The organism is Mycobacterium sp., from assembly GCF_046330795.1.
GTDB lineage: Bacteria > Actinomycetota > Actinomycetes > Mycobacteriales > Mycobacteriaceae > Mycobacterium.
The window spans coordinates 79,311-97,424 of sequence record NZ_JAXLSA010000008.1 but is presented as its reverse complement, the minus strand read 5'-3'; the positions used below and the strand labels follow the sequence as shown (position 1 = coordinate 97,424).

General features: G+C 68.9%; 16 protein-coding genes. 9 read left to right on the top strand and 7 right to left on the bottom strand.

Annotation, left to right across the window (positions count from 1 at the left end):
* The first annotated feature begins 3 nt into the window (after positions 1-3).
* Both kasB and U0R18_RS20080 read left to right on the top strand, forming a co-directional pair.
* Positions 4-1,257, top strand: coding sequence for a 3-oxoacyl-ACP synthase KasB (gene kasB / locus U0R18_RS20085; RefSeq protein ID WP_526371740.1), 1,254 nt, complete (start codon positions 4-6; stop codon positions 1,255-1,257).
* Between the two features lie 28 nt (positions 1,258-1,285).
* On the top strand, positions 1,286-2,707 hold the full coding sequence (locus U0R18_RS20080) for an acyl-CoA carboxylase subunit beta (protein ID WP_526371738.1): 1,422 nt from the start codon (positions 1,286-1,288) through the stop codon (positions 2,705-2,707).
* A gap of 12 nt (positions 2,708-2,719) precedes the next feature.
* Here the strand turns inward: U0R18_RS20080 and U0R18_RS20075 are convergent, their stop codons facing one another.
* Positions 2,720-4,246, bottom strand: a complete 1,527-nt coding sequence (locus tag U0R18_RS20075) for a glycerol-3-phosphate dehydrogenase/oxidase (protein WP_526371736.1) — start codon at positions 4,244-4,246, stop codon at positions 2,720-2,722.
* The gene (locus U0R18_RS20070) at positions 4,246-4,827 is read right to left on the bottom strand and encodes a TetR/AcrR family transcriptional regulator (protein ID WP_526371734.1); all 582 of its coding nucleotides are present in this window, start codon (positions 4,825-4,827) and stop codon (positions 4,246-4,248) included. The genes U0R18_RS20075 and U0R18_RS20070 overlap by 1 nt, the downstream gene beginning before the upstream one ends.
* 32 nt (positions 4,828-4,859) lie before the next feature.
* Between U0R18_RS20070 and U0R18_RS20065 the strand changes: the two genes are divergently transcribed.
* Both U0R18_RS20065 and U0R18_RS20060 read left to right on the top strand, forming a co-directional pair.
* On the top strand, positions 4,860-6,440 hold the full coding sequence (locus tag U0R18_RS20065; RefSeq protein WP_526371839.1) for an FAD-binding oxidoreductase: 1,581 nt from the start codon (positions 4,860-4,862) through the stop codon (positions 6,438-6,440).
* Positions 6,437-7,333 (top strand): diacylglycerol kinase, encoded by an 897-nt coding sequence (locus U0R18_RS20060; protein ID WP_526371732.1) that lies wholly within the window; start codon positions 6,437-6,439, stop codon positions 7,331-7,333. Before U0R18_RS20065 ends, U0R18_RS20060 begins: the two co-directional genes overlap by 4 nt.
* 9 nt (positions 7,334-7,342) lie before the next feature.
* Here the strand turns inward: U0R18_RS20060 and U0R18_RS20055 are convergent, their stop codons facing one another.
* The 3 genes from U0R18_RS20055 to U0R18_RS20045 all read right to left on the bottom strand — a co-directional run bounded on the left by U0R18_RS20055 (position 7,343) and on the right by U0R18_RS20045 (position 10,269).
* Entirely contained in the window at positions 7,343-7,855 is a 513-nt protein-coding gene (locus U0R18_RS20055) for a DUF3145 family protein (protein WP_526371730.1), read from the bottom strand.
* A 115-nt stretch (positions 7,856-7,970) separates the two neighbouring features.
* Positions 7,971-8,795 carry a serine hydrolase domain-containing protein gene (locus tag U0R18_RS20050; RefSeq protein WP_526371728.1) on the bottom strand — a complete coding sequence of 275 codons (825 nt, stop codon included), beginning with the start codon at positions 8,793-8,795 and terminating at the stop codon, positions 7,971-7,973.
* A gap of 13 nt (positions 8,796-8,808) precedes the next feature.
* On the bottom strand, positions 8,809-10,269 hold the full coding sequence (locus tag U0R18_RS20045; protein ID WP_526371726.1) for an FAD-dependent oxidoreductase: 1,461 nt from the start codon (positions 10,267-10,269) through the stop codon (positions 8,809-8,811).
* 128 nt (positions 10,270-10,397) lie between these two features.
* Between U0R18_RS20045 and U0R18_RS20040 the strand changes: the two genes are divergently transcribed.
* The 3 genes from U0R18_RS20040 (at position 10,398) to U0R18_RS20030 (ending at position 13,334) form a co-directional block, all read left to right on the top strand.
* The gene (locus U0R18_RS20040) at positions 10,398-11,486 is read left to right on the top strand and encodes an S-(hydroxymethyl)mycothiol dehydrogenase (RefSeq protein ID WP_526371724.1); all 1,089 of its coding nucleotides are present in this window, start codon (positions 10,398-10,400) and stop codon (positions 11,484-11,486) included.
* On the top strand, positions 11,483-12,109 hold the full coding sequence (locus U0R18_RS20035) for an MBL fold metallo-hydrolase (protein ID WP_526371722.1): 627 nt from the start codon (positions 11,483-11,485) through the stop codon (positions 12,107-12,109). Before U0R18_RS20040 ends, U0R18_RS20035 begins: the two co-directional genes overlap by 4 nt.
* Before the next feature lie 154 nt (positions 12,110-12,263).
* Entirely contained in the window at positions 12,264-13,334 is a 1,071-nt protein-coding gene (locus U0R18_RS20030) for a beta-mannosidase (RefSeq protein WP_526371720.1), read from the top strand.
* Positions 13,335-13,388: 54 nt separating this feature from the next.
* On the opposite strand, the gene U0R18_RS20025 is transcribed toward U0R18_RS20030, so the two are convergent.
* A complete protein-coding gene (locus U0R18_RS20025; protein WP_526371718.1) occupies positions 13,389-14,165 on the bottom strand; it encodes an SHOCT domain-containing protein in 777 nt (258 codons plus the stop codon).
* Between the two features lie 95 nt (positions 14,166-14,260).
* Between U0R18_RS20025 and U0R18_RS20020 the strand changes: the two genes are divergently transcribed.
* Positions 14,261-15,346, top strand: coding sequence for a class I SAM-dependent methyltransferase (locus U0R18_RS20020; RefSeq protein ID WP_526371716.1), 1,086 nt, complete (start codon positions 14,261-14,263; stop codon positions 15,344-15,346).
* Positions 15,347-15,350: 4 nt separating this feature from the next.
* Here U0R18_RS20020 and U0R18_RS20015 read toward each other — a convergent pair whose 3' ends face one another.
* The gene (locus U0R18_RS20015) at positions 15,351-16,436 is read right to left on the bottom strand and encodes an NAD(P)H-dependent amine dehydrogenase family protein (protein ID WP_526371714.1); all 1,086 of its coding nucleotides are present in this window, start codon (positions 16,434-16,436) and stop codon (positions 15,351-15,353) included.
* 237 nt (positions 16,437-16,673) lie between these two features.
* Here U0R18_RS20015 and U0R18_RS20010 point away from each other — a divergent pair, with 237 nt between their 5' ends.
* Positions 16,674-18,098 (top strand): PE-PPE domain-containing protein, encoded by a 1,425-nt coding sequence (locus U0R18_RS20010; protein ID WP_526371712.1) that lies wholly within the window; start codon positions 16,674-16,676, stop codon positions 18,096-18,098.
* The last annotated feature ends 16 nt before the right edge of the window (positions 18,099-18,114 follow it).

Below are 18,114 nucleotides of genomic sequence, written 5' to 3'. Positions count from 1 at the left end.
CCGATGGCTCTGCTGACTACAGGTAACGGTCTGCCCAACGTGGTCGTCACTGGCATCGCCATGACGACCGCGTTGGCGACCGACGCCGACAACACCTGGAAGAATCTGCTCGACGGACAATCCGGCATCCGACTGCTCGACGACCCGTTCGTCGAGCAGTACGACCTCCCGGTGCGCATCGGCGGGCATCTGCTCGAGGAATTCGACAGCCAGCTCAACAAGGTCGAGAACCGGCGGATGTCCTATCTGCAGAAGATGGCCACGGTGTTGGGTCGGCGCGTCTGGGAGAGCGCCGGCTCCCCCGAGGTCGACACCCGTCGGCTGATGGTGTCCATCGGCACCGGCATGGGTTCCTCCGAGGAGCTCGTCTTCGCCTACGACGGCATGCGGGAACGCGGCCTCAAAGCGGTCTCGCCCCTGGTGGTCCAGATGTTCATGCCCAACGGGGCCGCGGCCGTCGTCGGGCTCGAGCGCGGTGCCAAAGCCGGTGTGTGCACCGCGATCTCGGCGTGCGCGTCCGGATCGGAGGCGATCGCCAACGCCTGGCGCAACATCGTCTACGGCGAGGCGGACATCGCGGTGTGCGGTGGTGTCGAGACCCGCATCGAGGCGGTGCCGATCGCCGGTTTCGCCCAGATGCGCATCGTGCTGTCCAACACCAACGACAACCCGGCCGGCGCCTGCCGTCCGTTCGACCGGGACCGCAACGGCTTCGTCTTCGGCGAGGCCGGCGCCCTGCTGGTCATCGAGACCGAGGAGCACGCCAAGGCCCGCGGCGCGAACGTCCTGGCGCGCATCATGGGCGCCTCGGTGACCTCCGACGGCTTCCACATGGTGGCGCCGGACCCCAGCGGCGAGCGCGCCGGTCACGCGATCGCGCGCGCCGTCCAGCTCGCCGGCCTGGCTCCGACCGACATCGACCACATCAATGCCCACGCGACCGGCACCAGCGTCGGTGACGTCGCCGAGGGCAAGGCCATCAACAACGCGATGGGCGGGCACCGCCCCGCGGTGTACGCACCGAAGGCCGCCCTGGGCCATTCCGTGGGCGCCGTCGGCGCGGTGGAGTCCATTCTCACCGTGCAGGCGCTGCGCGACGGCGTCGTTCCGCCCACACTGAACCTGGAGAATCTCGATCCCGAGATCGACCTGGACGTGGTTTCGGGGGCCCCGCGGACCGGCGACTACCGGTACGCGGTGAACAACTCGTTCGGATTCGGCGGGCACAACGTCGCACTCGCCTTCGGCAAGTACTGAGATACGCACATAACGTAGGAGAGCAGGAATGACAACGATGGCCCCTGACACGGTGAACGAATCGCTGGATCCCCGCGACCCGCTGCTGCGCCTGTCCACCTTCTTCGACGACGGCACCGTGGAGCTGCTGCACGACCGCGACCGCTCCGGCGTGCTGGCCGGCGCCGGCACCGTCAACGGCGTGCGGACCGTCGCGTTCTGCACCGACGGCACCGTGATGGGCGGCGCGATGGGTGTCGAGGGCTGCCAGCACATCGTGAACGCCTATGACACCGCCATCGAGGAGCAGAGCCCGATCGTCGGTATCTGGCACTCCGGTGGCGCCCGGCTCGCGGAGGGCGTCAAGGCCCTGCACGCCGTCGGGCTCGTGTTCGAGGCGATGATCCGGGCCTCCGGCTACATCCCGCAGATCTCGGTGGTCGTCGGCTTCGCCGCCGGCGGCGCCGCCTACGGTCCCGCGTTGACCGACGTGATCGTCATGGCCCCGGAGAGCCGCGTGTTCGTCACCGGGCCCGACGTGGTCCGCAGCGTGACCGGCGAGGACGTCGACATGGCCTCCCTCGGCGGCCCCGACACCCACCACAAGAAGTCCGGCGTGTGCCACATCGTCGCCGACGACGAGCTCGACGCGTACGCGCGCGGCCGCCGCCTGGTCGGCTACTTCTGCCAGCAGGGCCATTTCGACCGCAGCAAGGCCGAGGCCGGCGAGGTCGACCTCAAGGCGCTGCTGCCCGAGTCGGCCCGCCGGGCCTACGACGTGCACCCGCTGGTCGAGGCGCTGCTCGATTCGGATTCCCCGTTCGAGGAGTTCCAGTCCAAGTGGGCCCCGTCGATGGTGATCGGGCTGGGTCGGCTGGCCGGGCGCACCGTCGGCGTGCTGGCCAACAACCCGCTGCGCCTGGGCGGCTGCCTGAACTCCGAAAGTGCCGAGAAGGCAGCACGTTTCGTGCGTCTGTGCAACGCGTTCGGCATCCCCCTGGTGGTCATCGTGGACGTGCCCGGTTATCTGCCCGGCGTCGACCAGGAGTGGGGCGGCGTGGTGCGCCGCGGGGCCAAGCTGCTGCACGCGTTCGGTGAGGCCACCGTCCCCCGCGTCACGCTGGTGACCCGCAAGATCTACGGCGGCGCCTACATCGCGATGAACTCGCGCTCGCTGAACGCCACCAAGGTCTACGCGTGGCCGGAGGCCGAGGTCGCCGTGATGGGCGCCAAGGCCGCCGTCGGCATCCTGCACAAGAAGAAGCTGGCCGCCGCCGCCGACCACGAGCGCGACGCGCTGCACGAAGAGTTGGCCGCCGAGCACGAGCGGATCGCCGGGGGCGTCGATTCGGCGATCGAGATCGGCGTGGTCGACGACAAGATCGACCCGGCGCACACCCGCAGCGTGCTCACGCAGGCGCTCGCCGAGGCACCGGCCCGGCGCGGCCGCCACAAGAACATCCCGCTGTAACCGGCTGCGATTTCACCCGACGAACTCCGCCGCCGCCGACTCCGCGCGGTCCCGGTCGGCGGGCACGAGCCCGATCCTGGTGCGGCGGTCCAGGATGTCGTCGGCGGTCAGCGCACCCTCATGGGTGACGGCGTACTCGAATTCGGCCCGCAGCACATCGATACCGTCGGCGACGGCGTCGGTGGGCCGCGCGCACGTCGCCGCGGCGACGACGTCGGGGGCCTCTGTCCCGAACCGGGCGACCAGCGACGCGGGCAGCCCGGCCCGACGGGCGGCCGAGCCCGGACCCGACGGCGCGCCGACGAGCGGTAGGTCGTGCGTGCGGCACGGCCCGGCCGCCAGACCGCGCGCGGCGACGGCCCGGTCGAGTGCGTCCTGGGCCATGTACCGGTACTCGGTCAGCTTGCCGCCGATGATGCTGAACACCCCGCTGTCGGACTCGATGACGGCGTGATCGCGGGACACGTCGGCCGTCTGGCCCGCGCCGTTGTCGATCAGCGGCCGCAGCCCGGCGTAGCTGCCGATCACGTCGGCCCGGGTCAGCCGGGTGGCCAGCGCGGTGTTGACGACGTCGAGCAGGAAGTCGATCTCACCCGAAGTCGGTTGTGGCACATCGGGAATCGGCCCCGGGGCATCCTCGTCGGTCAGGCCCAGATAGATCCGGCCGAGCTGTTCGGGCATGGCGAACACGAACCGGTTCAGCTCCCCCGGGATCGGCACCGTCAGCGCAGCGGCCGGATTGCCCAGCGCGGCGGCGTCCAGCACCAGATGCGTTCCGCGACTGGGCCGCAACCGCAGACCCGGGTCGATCTCGCCGGCCCACACGCCGGTCGCGTTGATCACCGCACGCGCGGTGAGGTCGAACAACGCGCCGGTGCGCTCGTCGGTCAGCCGGGCCTGCTCACCGGTGACGTGGGAGGCGCCGACGTAGGTCAGGATGCGCGCGCCGTAACCGGCAGCCGTCCGGGCGATGGCGGTGACCAGTCGCGCGTCGTCGATCAACTGACCGTCATAGGCCAGGAACGCCCCGTCGAGGCCGTCGCGTCGCACCCCGGGCACGAGTTGCACGGCCCGCTCCGCGGTGACGCGTCCCGACCGCGGCAGCGTGGTCGCCGGTGTACCGGCCAGCCGGCGTAGCGCATCGCCGGCGACGAACCCGGTGCGCACCAGGGCACGAGCCGGGCGGCCCATCGACGGCAGCAGCGGCACCAGTTGCGGCATCGCGTGCACCAGGTGAGAGGCGTTGCGCGTCATCAGGATTCCGCGTTCGGCGGCACTGCGCCGGGCGATGCCGATGTTCCCGGTGGCCAGGTAGCGCAGCCCGCCGTGCACCAGCTTGGAGCTCCACCGACTGGTGCCGAAGGCCAGGTCGTGTTTCTCGGCGAGCACCACCGACAACCCGCGCGCAGCCGCGTCCAGCGCGATACCGGCACCGGTGACGCCGCCGCCGATCACCAGCAGGTCCACCGGCCCGCCGTCGGCGAGTGCGGTCAGATCAGCGGCCCGCCGGGCCGCGTTGAGGGCGGTGGAGCCAGCCATCAGCTCAGGTAACTGTTCAGCAGGTAGGCGAATTCGGCGTCCAGGGCGTCCTCGTCGAGGATCGCCTCGACCAGTCCGGCGGACTGCACGGCGGACTGCGCCACCACCATCATCATCGCCGCCATCCGCTCCGGGTCACCGGCGCGCACCGACCCGTTCTCCTGCGCGGTCGCCAGATCCACCGCGAGCACCTTGATGAGCGCGATCTGGCCGGGGCCGAGCCGTTCGGAGATGTACCGCAGGGTCATCTCGGGTGCGTGCCGCAATCCGGCGTTGATCACCGGGTCGTGGCGCATGCGGGACACCGCGGCCACCGACCGCTCCACGATCGCCGAACGCTCGCTGGGCCCACCCGGGACGTCCTTCAGGATCGCGATCACGCGACGGGTGAACATCGCCGCCAGGATCGCGAAGACATCGGGCCAGCGGCGGTACACCGTCGGGCGGCTGACCCGGGCACGCCGCGCGATCTCGGCGACGGTCACCCGTTCCAGGCCGAAATCCTGCACGCAGCTCTCAGCAGCGCGCAGAATGCGATCATCGAGATGATCGGAATCTTTGGCGTTACCGATTGACACCATGTGTAACACTGTAACGCATGGAGCAACCCCCGATGAAGTGGGACGCCTGGGGCGACCCGGCCGCCGCCAAACCGCTGTCCGACGGCATCGCCGGACTGCTGCGCCAAGCCCTCGGCATCTCCGGTGACAACGTACCGGCGGTGGGCCTGGCCGACGTCCGGCTGCGCCCGTCCGCATTGTCCCCCGCCGGCCGCACCGGCCTGGCCGCCATCGTCGGCGACACCCACTACGCGGACGACGACCGTTCGCGGCTGCTGCGCGCCGGGGGTAAGTCCACACTGAATCTGTTGCAGCGCAAGGATTTCGAACCGCAGGACGCACCTGATGCAGTACTGGCGCCCGGATCCGACGACGAGGTCGCCGGCATCCTGCGGTACTGCTCCGAGCACCTGATCGCCGTGGTGCCGTTCGGCGGGGGCACCAGCGTCGTGGGTGGTGTCGACCCCGGCCGGGGCCGGTTCAACGCGGTCGTCGCACTGGACCTGTACCGGTTGGACCAACTACTGAGCCTTGACGAGGTGTCCGGCGAAGCCGTCCTGGGCGCGGGTGTGACCGGACCGGCGGCCGAGCAACTGCTCAGCGAGCACGGCTTCTCGCTGGGACATTTTCCGCAGAGCTTCGAATACGCCACCATCGGCGGGTTCGCGGCCACCCGGTCGTCGGGTCAGGATTCCGCCGGGTACGGCCGCTTCGACGACATGGTCCGCGGGCTGCGGATGATCACCCCGACCGGCGTGCTGGACCTCGGGCGGGCGCCGGCCTCGGCCGCCGGCCCTGATCTGCGCCAGCTGGTCCTGGGCTCCGAAGGCGCGTTCGGCGTCATCACGCAGGTGCGCGTGCGGATCCACCCAACACCCGCCACCACCCGCTACGAGGCGTGGTCGTTCCCGGACTTCGCGACCGGCGCCGACGCACTGCGCGCGGTGGTGCAGACCGGTACCGGTCCGACGGTGATCCGGTTGTCCGACGAGGCCGAGACCGGGATCAACCTGGCCACCACCGAGCACATCGGGGAACAGCAGATCACCGGCGGCTGCCTGGCCGTCACCGTGTTCGAGGGCAGCGCCGAGCACACCGCGAGCCGGCACGCCGAGACGCACGCGGTGCTCGCCGCACACGGCGGTACCTCGCTGGGTGAGGCGCCGGCGCGGGCCTGGGAGCACGGCCGCTTCGGCGCTCCCTATCTGCGCGACGGACTGCTGGCCGCCGGTGCGCTGTGCGAGACCCTCGAGACCGCCACCCAATGGTCCAACGTCGGCGCGCTCAAGGCGGCCGTGACGGCGGCACTGACCGACACTCTGGCCGATTCCGGCACGGCAGCCCTTGTGCTGTGCCACATTTCGCACGTGTACCCGACCGGCGCATCGCTGTACTTCACCGTCGTCGCCGCACAGCGTGGCAACCCGGTCGACCAGTGGCGCGCCGCCAAGGCGGCGGCGTCGGACGCGATCATGCGGACCGGCGGGACCATCACCCATCACCACGCCGTCGGCACCGATCACCGGCCGTGGCTGACCGAGGAGGTCGGCGAGGTCGGCGTCCGGGTGCTGCGGGCGGTCAAGGATTGCCTGGACCCCGCGGGAATCCTGAACCCGGACAAGCTGATTCCGTGATCTCGCACGTCACCGTCCTGACCAATCCGGCCTCCGGGCACGGCAACGCCCCGCACGCCGCCGAACGGGCGATCGCCCAGTGGCAGCGTCGCGGCCTGGACACGGTCGAGATCGTCGGCCGGGACGGCACGCATGCCCGGGAGTTGCTGCGCGATGCACTCGACCGGGGCACCGATGCGGTGGCGGTGACCGGCGGCGACGGCGTCATCGCGTTGGCACTGCAGGAACTCGCCGGCGGACGGGTGCCGTTGGCGATCGTGCCGGCGGGCACCGGCAACGACCACGCCCGCGCGTTCGGCATCCCCTGCGACCACCCGGAGGCCGCGGCCGACCTGCTGCTCGACGGGCAGTGCCGGACCGTCGATCTGGGCCGCATCGACGGGGCCGACGGCACCAGCAAGTGGTTCGGCACCGTGGTGGCAACGGGTTTCGACGCATTGGTCAGTGACCGCGCGAACCGGATGCGCTGGCCGCGCGGGCGGATGCGCTACAACGTGGCGATGATCGCCGAGCTGTCGCGGCTGCGGCTGCTGCCGTTCCGGCTGTCGTTCGACGACGGTCCGACCGAGGATGTCCAACTGACCATGACCGCAATCGGCAACACCCGCAGTTACGGCGGCGGGATGCTGATCTGCCCGCAGGCCGACCCCACCGACGGATTGCTCGACATCACGATGATCAGCTCGGCGTCGCGCACCCGGCTGGTCCGGCTGTTCCCGACCGTATTCAAGGGAACCCACGTCGATCTCGACACGGTGAGCACCCGGCGGGCGCGGACCGTCGCGGTGGAGTGCCCGGGGATCAACGCCTACGCCGACGGCGACTTCGCATGTGCGCTGCCGGCCCGTATCACCGCGGTTCCGGGAGCACTGCGGATCGTCACGCCGGCCTGACGGCGCAGGTCAACCCACGCCCCGGCTGAGCCAGCTGGCCTCGGCGCCGTCGCCGCCGTTGCGGCAGGCCTCCAGTGCGTCGTCCCAGGCGGTGCCAAGGACGGAGTCGAGTTCGGCCGCCAGGGTGTCGGCGCCGGCCGACATCAACGAACGCAGCCGCATCTCCCCGACCATGGTGTCGCCGTTGGCGCTCATCGCCCCGCTCCACAGGCCGAGCTGGGGGGTGTGGCAGAACCGCTGGCCGTCGACCCCCTCACTGGGATCCTCGGTGACCTCGAACCGCAGCACCGTCCACGACCGGAGTGCGTTGGCGAGCTGCGCGCCCGTGCCCACCGGCCCGCGCCAGTTGGTGACCGCGCGCAGTTGCCCGGGGATCGCCGGCTGCGGCGTCCACTTCAGATTGGCGCGCGAATTCATGGCCGACGACAACGCCCATTCGACGTGTGGGCACACCGCGGCGGGCGAGGCATGGATGTACACCACGCCCGTCGTCACGTCGGCGAGTTGGTTCGACGCACGCATCTTCTGCTCCTTCGGTTCCACGAGGGACGTCTTCCCCAACGACCTGGCGGATCCGTAGAGCATCACAACTTGTGTGTCTTGCGTGTCTATTGTGCCTTGTGGGACTCCTGTTGCGCTAGTGTGCGCCGAATTCTCTCAGGACTCCATCAGAGATTGCGGGCCACAGCGGGTGCGCCCAGTCGCCGAAATCCCGGCTCGTCAGCACCACCAGGGCCAGCTCAGCGGCCGGATCGACCCAGATGAACGTGCCCGCCTGACCGAAATGGCCGAACGTCCGCCCGCTGTTGCCCGCGCCCGTCCAGTGCGGCGATTTTCCGTCCCGCAGCTCGAAGCCCAGCCCCCAATCGTTCGGTCGCTGCTGCCCGAAACCGGGCAGCACGCCGTCCAGACCCCGGAACTGGACGCTGATCGCCTCGGCGTGCATCGGCGCCGAGACCACCGCGGGTACCAGCAGATCCGCGGCGAACCGGGCCAGGTCCGCCACCGTCGAGGTGGCGCCGTACCCGGCTGCGGCCGCCCCGCCGTCCAGCGTGGTGGCCGACATCCCCAGCGGCGCGAGGACCGCCTCGCCCAGATAGTCGCCGAACTCGATGCCGGCGGCCTCCTCGATGGCGCGCGCCAGCACCGCGAAGCCGGTGTTGGAGTAGATCCGGCGGGTACCGGGCGGCGCCAGGACCGTGTCGTCGAGCATCCCCAGTCCCGAGGTGTGCGCCAGCAGGTGGCGGACCGTGGATCCGGGCGGGCCCGCGGGGGTGTCCAGGTCGACGGCCCCCTCCTCGACGGCGACCTGCGCGGCCCGCGCGACGATCGGTTTGGTCACCGACGCCAGCCGGAACGCGGCGTCGACATCACCGTGGGTGGCCTGGATTCCGCCGGGGGTGAGGACGGCGGCCGCCGCTTGCGGGACCGGCCAGTCGGCCAGGACATCGAGGGCGCTCATTGCGCCACCCACCCTACGGGGCGTCGGCGCCGACCAGCGGTCCGCAGCGCACGCCATGACGTTCGGCCGCCGCGTCGAGGATTCCGCGCAACTTGTCGCGATCCCGGCGATGAGTGCGCGCGAATTGCATGTTCGCCAGCAGTTGACGCGGCATCGGATACCACCGGTCGAAGACCAGACCGCACTCCCGGAACGCCCGCAGCCCGATGCTGTCCGCATACAGGCTCAGGTTGTACTGCACCAGCGAGATGAGCGTGTACGCGAAGGCCTTTCGCGATGTGTGGTAGAGGTCGAATACGTCCAGCTCGTACAGCGGAACCTCGCGGATTCTTCCGGACAGCAGCAGATGGGTGGCGAAATAGGCCGCAAACGACGTGAGATGCAAAGTGGCCGAACGAGTTTGGATCGACAGCACATTGCCGCTGGGTGAGATGTAGGGCTCGTAGGGCTGCTCACGTTTGGTGAGGTAGCCGGTGCAGTTGACGAACCAGCTACCGGGTTCGACCCGTCGTTCGGCGCCGCTGCGCAAGCGCAAGGTCGCACCGTCGGCGTCGTCGACGACATCAACCAGGTGGTCCATCACCACGTCGTTCAGCCCACCGGCGATAGCGCGCTGCTCCGCTTCGGACAGCACCCCGAGCGCGAAGTTCGCGGTGTGCGGCGTCACGGCCAGACCGCAGGTTGACCGGTGCCAATCCCATACCTCGGCCTCGTTGGTGCCGTCGAAGCGTCGGACGACCTCCGTCGCCAATGTGCTGACCAGCATGCCGCGGTGCCATCGCGCCAAGCCCTGCGGGAAGAAGAAGTCCCGGTTGTGGAAGAAGGTGCCGCCCCCGGCCAACAGATTCACCTCCCGGCCCGGGCAGGCCCGCACCAGGGCGTGCACGGTGTCCATCGCCGTCTTTCCCCCGCCGACGACCCAGACTGGGGAGGAATCATCCCGGATCGGGGCGGCACGCATGTCACAGGTGTCCGGCGACACCGAGTGCACGGCCCGACTGGACAGCGCGAGCGGCTCGTTGGGCTGCACCTGGAACCCGTGGGCCTTGATCAGCTTGGGCGTCTCGATCACCAGGGTGCGCCCGTCGGCGCCGCGACAGCGGACCCGGACAACGCCGTCGATCTCCTCCTCGGATTCCACTGTCCAGCCGAAGAATTCATCGACGCGCAGATCCTGCTGGATGACGGCCAGGCAGTGTTCGAAGTGGTCGAGCACCTCACCCTTGGTCGCCAGGTAGGACGGCGGCTGCCCCAGCGTCCAGGCGATGTTGCCGGCGGTGAACATCTGGTGGGGCTGGTGCAGGCGGACATACGGGTAGGTGTCCACCCACATGCCGCCGACGCGGGGGCGACGGTCCACCAGGATCACGCGTTGATCGGAGGTCAGATATCTGCTGGCGACGAACAGTGCGTTCATTCCCGCCAGGCCCGCGCCCACGATGCACAGGTCGCACTTCTCGACCGTGTCCGACATGCTCCACCCCCCGGTAGACGCTAGTGGCGTCAGCGTAGACCCAGAACCTCGACATGTCAGGATGCCTCATACCGGACATATGTTCGGACACTGTTCCAATACCGGGCGGAGGCACTAGGTTGTAGCTCATGCCTCAGACAGTGCGCGGTGTGATTTCCCGGTCCAAGAAGCAGCCCGTCGAGTTGGTCGACATCGTGATCCCGGATCCCGGTCCCGGTGAGGTGGTGGTCAAGGTCGTCGCGTGCGGGGTCTGCCATACCGATCTGACCTACCGCGAGGGCGGGATCAACGACGAGTTCCCGTTCCTGCTGGGTCATGAGGCCGCCGGGACCGTCGAGAGCATCGGCGAAGGTGTGACCAACGTCGAGGTCGGCGACTTCGTCATCCTGAACTGGCGGGCGGTGTGCGGTCAGTGCCGGGCCTGCAAACGCGGCCGTCCGCACTTGTGCTTCGACACCCACAACGCCGCGCAGAAGATGACGCTGACCGACGGCACCGAGCTGACCCCCGCGCTGGGTATCGGCGCGTTCGCCGACAAGACCCTCGTCCACCAGGGCCAGTGCACCAAGGTCGATTCCGCAGCCGACCCCGCCGTCGCCGGCCTACTGGGCTGCGGCGTGATGGCCGGCATCGGCGCCGCCATCAACACCGGCAACATCGGTCGCGATGACACCGTCGCCGTCATCGGCTGCGGCGGCGTCGGGGACGCCGCGATCGCCGGAGCCGCCCTCGTCGGAGCCAAGAAGATCATCGCCGTCGACACCGACAACAAGAAACTGCAGTGGGCCCGGGAATTCGGCGCCACCCACACCATCAACGCCAAGGAATTGGATGCCGTCGACACCATTCAGGACCTGACCGACGGATTCGGCGCCGACGTCGTCATCGACGCCGTCGGGCGGCCGGAGACCTGGAAGCAGGCGTTCTACGCCCGGGATCTGGCGGGAACCGTTGTCCTGGTGGGTGTTCCGACACCGGACATGACGTTGGAGATGCCGCTGGTGGACTTCTTCTCCCGCGGCGGATCGTTGAAGTCGTCATGGTACGGCGACTGCCTACCCGAACGCGACTTCCCCACCCTGATCTCGCTGTACCTGCAGGGCCGCCTGCCACTGGACAAGTTCGTCTCCGAACGCATCGACCTGGATCAGATCGAGGACGCCTTCCACAAGATGCACGACGGCGAGGTCCTGCGCTCGGTGGTGGTGCTCAAATGAGCGCCGGGATCCAGCGAGTGGTCACCAGCGGCACCTTCGAACTCGACGGTGGCAGCTGGGACGTCGACAACAACATCTGGCTCGTCGGTGACGACAACGAGGTCATCGTCATCGACGCCGCCCACAACGCACAGGCCATCGAGGACGCCGTGGCCGGCCGCCACGTCGTCGCGGTGATCTGCACGCACGGTCACAACGACCACATCACCGTCGCACCGCAGCTGTCGAAGGACCTCGACGCACCGGTGTTCCTGAATCCCGCCGACGACATGCTCTGGCGAACAACCCACGGCGACAAGCCCTTCCGCGCCATCGAAGATGGTCAGGTGTTCACCGCCGACGGCGTGGAATTGCACGCGATCAGTACACCGGGACATTCACCGGGGTCGACGTGCCTGTATGCACCGGCCCTGGGCGCGGTGTTCTCCGGCGACACGCTGTTCCAGGGTGGCCCAGGCGCCACCGGACGCTCGTTCTCCGACTTCCCCACCATCCTGGGGTCCATCAAGGACAAGCTGGGCAAGCTGCCGCCGGACACCGTCGTCTACACCGGCCACGGCGACACCACCCGCATCGGCGACGAAATCGTCAACTACGACGAATGGGTGGCCCGCGGCCACTGACGATGCGGTGCGAGGAACGAGCAGCGAAGAGGAAGTGGCCGAACCAGACAAGGCCATTAACGACGAGCTGCGCGGAGCGAAGAGGAAGTGGCCGAACCGGACAAGGCCACTGACGATGCGGTGCGAGGAACGAGCCGTTAGGGCGCTACTGGGGTTGACTGCCGCCATCGCCGTGGCGCTGACGGGTTGCACCGCGGAGTCGCCCCGGCGCATCGGCCCCACACCGCAGCGGGCCAGCTTCGGCACGTCGGGCAGCTCCCTGACGATGGACGGAAAGCCTTGGTGGCCAACGGGTCTGAACGCCTATTCGCTCGGCACCAATTGGGCCGTCAACGCCGGGTGCGGACCGCAGGTCGACCTGGACACCTACTTCGCGCGGCTGCCCCGCCGTTCACTCACCCGGGTCGCGGTGGTGCCGAACATGGCCGTGAACAAGCACACCGGTCGGCTCGACTTCAGCGCACTGGACGCGGTGTTCGCCGCGGCCGAACGCCATGACCAACTGCTCATCCCGGTGCTGGCCGGGCAGGACGGCCACTGCGAGAACGAGTTCTTCAAGGACTACACCTGGTATGCCGGCGGCTGGCGCACCGACACCTCGCACGGTGCGCCGATGCCGTTTGCGCAATGGCTGGACGCGGCAGTGACCCGATGGGGCGACTCGCCCGCCGTGGCGGGCTGGACCCCGGTCGGCGAGCCGACGCCGAGCATGTGCGTCGACGGCCACTGCGACTGGCGCACGAACACCTGCCCGGCGGACGCCGCCGCAGTGCTGCGCGGATTCTTCGACGCGACCGGCGCCCGTATCCGGGAACTCGATCCGGGGGCGGTCATCTGGGATGGTCGCGTGGGCGGGAGTCAGTGCGGCTCGGCCGGCGACGATTACCGCAGTGTGTCGACGTCCGACGGCATCGACGTGCTCGAGTACCACGACTACGAGCAGGGCGGCAGTCTGCCCGGTCACGAGACCGGCGATCTGGGACAGCGATTGGTCGAGGCGCGCGCGGTCGACAAGCCGCTGGTGGTCGCCGAGATCGGGATTCCCGCCGGGAGCTGCCGCAGCCTGGACGACCGGCAGGCCGGCCTGGCCGAGATCATCCGCCGGGAGCGCGGCGCCGGAGCCGCCGGCGCGCTGCTGTGGGCGTTCGTACCCGAGCCGCGGGTGCACGACTGCACGCTGGACATCGGGCCGTCCGATCCGGCGCTGAAACTCCTCGGCAGTTAGCCGGGTCGACGATGCCGCCGCAGACGCGGCGGACGAGGAGCGAGACCATCGGGCTCAGCTCCCGTCGAGCACCCGGCGTTTCTCCTGCTCGAACTCCCGCTGAGTGAGTGCACCGGAATCACGCAGTGCGGCAAGGTGTTTGATTTGCTCGATGCGGACACCTTCATCGGTCGGAGTGTAGGCACCCATAGGCTGCGACGCGGGCGTCACCGTCGGGCCGGCATCGGGGTCCGGCGCGAAATCGTCCGAAAGGTCCGACGCTCCCGGCGGGTTCGGCACGGATGCCGCGGACCGTCGGCGCGACAACCAGATCATCGAGATCACCAGGTCGGCGATGGAGACCGCCAGCAGCGCACCGAACACCCATGGCAGCCAACCCAGCGTCGATCCGTGTCCGAAGGCCAGCCGCGGCTCGATGAACGCACTGACCTTGCCGTCGGCTCTGATCCGGTAGTTCCCTTCGGCCGGAATGTGGGCGATCCACACCCGGCGGCGGATGTCATTGTTGACGCTGGTGGTGGCGCCGATGTTCTCGACGACGTCGGGGTCGGCCACGCCGGGCGGCGGGTCGATGCTCACGCCCAGCTCGGGGATCGGCAGGCCGCCCCCGCTCGCCGCGCCGACCGCGTAGGTGTGCAGCGTGATCGCGACCTCACCGGCGGGCAGGTGCAGGGTTGCGGCTCCCGGGATCGGCACCTCGCCGTAGGCGTCGTACTTGTCCAGGGCGAAGGCGTTCACCATGATCGAGCCGACCAGCCCGACGATCGACACCACCAGGGTCACGATCGCGACCGTCAGCAACAGCGCCGGTGCGCTCCGGGGACGTCCCATCGCCGAAGTGTGTCACGGCGCATCGCCGACGACTACCGTGAATGACCATGGATGCAACGGCCGTCGCCCCCCTGACACTGCCGACGGGCTGAGCATTGCCCGAGTCGAGCATCGTGGTCCGGCCGGAGTCGCCGGAGAGTCCGGCCTATACGGCCGCTTCCAGATTGAAGGCAGCCGGATTGCAGTCGGCCGTAACGCTTTTCACCGGTGTCGCGGGTTCGGTGCCGATCCCCAAGCCGCCACACCCGGTGGTGCTGGCCGATTACGGTGCGGCAACCGGGCACAATTCGCTGCTTCCGCTGGGTGCCGCCATCGACGTCCTGGGCGCCCGCATCCGCAAGGATCAGGCGGTCCTGGTCACTCACACCGACGTGGCCGACAACAACTTCACCACGTTGTTCCAGACCCTGACCGACGATCCCGACAGCTACCTGCACCACCACCCCGCCACCTTTTGTTCGGCCGTGGGGCGGTCCTTCTACCAGCAGATCCTGCCGTCGGACAGCGTCACGCTGGGCTGGTCGTCCTGGGCCATCCAGTGGCTGTCGCGCACGCCGGAGCCGTCGGGCGACCATCTGCTGCCGACGTGCAGCGCCACCGAGTCCGTGCGCGCCGCCGCCGAGCGGCAGGCCGCGCAGGACTGGCACGAGTTCATCGCCTTCCGCGGTCGCGAACTGGTGCCCGACGGCCGCCTGATGGTCCTGACCGTGGGTCGCGACGAATCCGGCGAGGTCGCGATGCGCCCCCTGATCGATACGATCCAGGCCGCGCTGCAGGAGCTCGTCGCCGACGGCCTGATCACCGCCGACGAGGTCGCCGGGATGGCGATCCCGATCGTCGGCCGCAACGAGAAGGACCTGATCTCACCGTTCGCCCCGAAGGATCGGTTCGAAGGGCTCTCGGTCGAACATCTCGAGGTCAGCGAGGCCGAAGACCGGTTCTGGCATCAGTTTCTGGCCGACAAGGATCCCGACGGGTTCGGGGCGAGCTGGGCGGCGTTCCTGCGCGCATCGGTGTTCGGCTGCCTGTTCAACGGGCTGGCCGGCGGTGCCGCGGATCCCCGCGTGCCCGAGTTCGCCGACCGGCTCCAGCGCGGCACCGCCGCACGGCTGGCCGCCGCCCCGGCGCCGGTGCCGATCACGCTCGCGCGCGTGGTGCTGGTGAAGAACCGCCCGACCTGACCGGTCAGCGGATGGTGCCAACCCCGGGGATCAGCGGCAGATCCAGCGGTGTGACCCAACCCGGGGGCAGATCGTTGACGGCCGGTACGGCGTTGAGCGCCCGCAGGCCGGTGGCCAGACAGCCGGCGGTGGCCGCATCACGGCCGGAGCCGTCGGTGAACCGGAATGCGGTCTCCTGGAAGATGCTCGGGGTGCCCTCGATGTCGACGCGGTACACGTCGTCGTCGTTGCCCGACGGCCAGTCCGGCGCGGCATCGGTGCCGATCCGGTTCACGTGTTCGAGCTGAATCCTGGTCTCGCCCTGGTAATTCCCATTGATCGTGAACCGCACCGCAGCAACGTTCCCGGGCGCGATGACGCCCTTTGCGGTCTTGCGTTCGGTGGGGGTGACCCACTTGTCCCAGGTGGTGGTGACGTCGTCGAGTTCGATGCCCGCGGCGTGCGCCATCATGAACACCGTGGCGCCCCAGGCGAAGATGAGGATGTCCGGGTTCTCCAGCAGCGGTCGGAATTCCGGCTCACGGCCGATGCCCATCTCGAATTCGTAGTCGCCCTCGTAGTTGGTGTAGTCGAGCAACTCCGAGGCACGCACGGTCCGCACCTCCGAGCACAGGCCCATCAGTGTCATCGGGAACAGATCGTTGGCGAACCCTGGGTCGATGCCGGTGGTGAAACAGGACGCCCCGCCTTCGGCGCAGGCCTGCTCGATGGGCGTGATCCAGTTCGGCGGGTTGAGTTTCATCTGCGGCCAGACCCACGGTGTCATCGCGGTGGAGCAGACGTCGATGCCGGCGCGCAGGAATCGGGAGATCAGTGCGATGTTGTCCTCGGCGTGCGCCGCGGTGGGCCCGTAGTGCACCAGCGCGTCGGGTTCCAGAGCGATCAGGGCGTCGACGTCATCGGTGGCGACGACGCCGATCGGCGCGGCGAGTCCGCAGATCTCCCCGGCATCCCGTCCGACCTTCTCCGGGTTGCTGACACCGACGCCGACGAGTTCGAAGTGCGGATGATCGGCCAGTTCGGCGATCACCATCCGGCCGACGAAGCCGGTACCCCAGATCACGATCCGTTTCGGAGCGGTGTTGGGCATCAAGCTTCCTCTCGGCGGTCGGGATGGCGCGGTCACACCACTGTGGCACGGCGGCATCCGCGCGCGTACGCGATCACACCGTTCCGTTGGTCAGCGAATCGAAAGCCGGGGAAATATAGCCAATTGGCAAACTTTGTGATTAGCATCTTGTGCTAGTTGAAGCGACATTTATCCACGTAATTCACACAGGAGCAAATAATGGGGACTATTGGGGGCAACCATCGCGCGATGGAGCCGATGGCCGCACGACGAGGGGTGACGGGCAGGGCCGCGCAGCGGATGCGCGCGGCCGTGCCCGTCGCGGGCATCGTGGGCGCCGCGGTGGCCGGGGCCGCGGTGATCGGCGGAACGCCCACCCTGACCGCCGCCACCGAGTTGGCCGCCAAGACCTACTACCTGCGGGGCACCAACATCGGCACGGTCCCGCCCGACGATCAGTACGCGGCGTGGACCGACGCGGTCATCGACCAGACCGCCGGCACCCACGATCCGGCCGAGAAGGTGCCCTACCCCGGTGGCTTCTGGTTCTTCTCCAAGGGCGGGTTCGCCGATCCGACCTACGACAAGTCGGTGGCCGAGGGACTTGCGACGCTGAAGGAACTGACCGGCGACGACACCGGCGTGATCGTCTACGGGTACTCGCAGGGCGCGGTGGTCGCCACCGAATACAAACGCGAAACCGGCGCCGTCGGCAACACCTATGTCCTGGTGGCCAATCCGAACCGGCCCAACGGCGGCATCCTGGAGCGGTTCGACGGCGTCCACATCCCGATCTTCGACGTGTCCTTCAACGGCGCGACCCCGACCGACGGGGACACCACCTACGACATCGCGCGGCAGTACGACGGGTGGGCCGACTTCCCCAAGTACCCGCTGAATCTGCTGGCTACCGCCAACGCGCTGCTCGGGATCGCCTTCCTGCACGGCAAGTACGACGCGGATATCGACCCCGCCGTGCTCGACGACCCGACCAGGACCGACAAGTCGGTGCACGGCAACACCACCTACTACCTGGTCCACACGGACCGGCTGCCACTGCTGATGCCCTTCGAGTGGATCGTGCCGGGCCCGATTCTCGACATCGTCGACGCACCCCTGCGTGTACTCGTCGAATTAGGTTATGACAGAAAGGATTACGGTGATCCTCAGCCCGCGGGACTGGTGCCGGCCGTCAACCCGGTGAGCCTGGCGAAGGATCTCGGCGACGCCAGCGCACAGGGGGTCGCGACCGCGCTCGCCGCCAGCACGGAGCCGGCGGCCACACCGGCGCCCGCGTCCGTGGCGCGGGCCGCCCTGCGGTCCGGTCCGTCGAGTTCCCATTCCGACGGCATACAGAGTGACGGCGACGCCGACTCGTCCGATACCGGACACACCCCGCAGCCGACGGGCTCCGGTTCGAACACCCACGCCGTCGACGACCTCGACACCGACAACACCGGCGACCCGGGCGATACCGATGGCACCGACGACAGTGGCGTCAGCGGCGATGGGGGTGTCACCGCTGGCCGAGGGACCGACGCCGACGATTCCGCCGCGGCCGACAGCGGCGCGACCGGATCCACCACCGATCAGGGCGCCCCGAAGAACACCGGGGAGAACGCTGACGGCCCGAGCAGCGATGCCGGGGCCAAGAAGTCGACGGATTCCGACGCCGCGAGCTGAGCCGCGGAGGGCCGTG

Excerpts from the sequence above, each read along its gene's own strand:
- U0R18_RS20065 (WP_526371839.1), top strand. The coding sequence starts at position 4,860 with ATGAAGTGGGACGCCTGGGGCGACCCGGCCGCCGCCAAACCGCTGTCC.
- U0R18_RS20040 (WP_526371724.1), top strand. The coding sequence starts at position 10,398 with ATGCCTCAGACAGTGCGCGGTGTGATTTCCCGGTCCAAGAAGCAGCCC.
- U0R18_RS20035 (WP_526371722.1), top strand. The coding sequence starts at position 11,483 with ATGAGCGCCGGGATCCAGCGAGTGGTCACCAGCGGCACCTTCGAACTC.
- U0R18_RS20015 (WP_526371714.1), bottom strand. The coding sequence starts at position 16,436 with ATGCCCAACACCGCTCCGAAACGGATCGTGATCTGGGGTACCGGCTTC.
- U0R18_RS20010 (WP_526371712.1), top strand. The coding sequence starts at position 16,674 with ATGGCCGCACGACGAGGGGTGACGGGCAGGGCCGCGCAGCGGATGCGC.
- U0R18_RS20050 (WP_526371728.1), bottom strand. The coding sequence starts at position 8,795 with ATGAGCGCCCTCGATGTCCTGGCCGACTGGCCGGTCCCGCAAGCGGCG.
- U0R18_RS20070 (WP_526371734.1), bottom strand. The coding sequence starts at position 4,827 with ATGGTGTCAATCGGTAACGCCAAAGATTCCGATCATCTCGATGATCGC.
- U0R18_RS20075 (WP_526371736.1), bottom strand. The coding sequence starts at position 4,246 with ATGGCTGGCTCCACCGCCCTCAACGCGGCCCGGCGGGCCGCTGATCTG.
- U0R18_RS20080 (WP_526371738.1), top strand. The coding sequence starts at position 1,286 with ATGACAACGATGGCCCCTGACACGGTGAACGAATCGCTGGATCCCCGC.
- U0R18_RS20045 (WP_526371726.1), bottom strand. The coding sequence starts at position 10,269 with ATGTCGGACACGGTCGAGAAGTGCGACCTGTGCATCGTGGGCGCGGGC.
- U0R18_RS20025 (WP_526371718.1), bottom strand. The coding sequence starts at position 14,165 with ATGGGACGTCCCCGGAGCGCACCGGCGCTGTTGCTGACGGTCGCGATC.
- U0R18_RS20055 (WP_526371730.1), bottom strand. The coding sequence starts at position 7,855 with ATGCGTGCGTCGAACCAACTCGCCGACGTGACGACGGGCGTGGTGTAC.
- kasB (WP_526371740.1), top strand. The coding sequence starts at position 4 with ATGGCTCTGCTGACTACAGGTAACGGTCTGCCCAACGTGGTCGTCACT.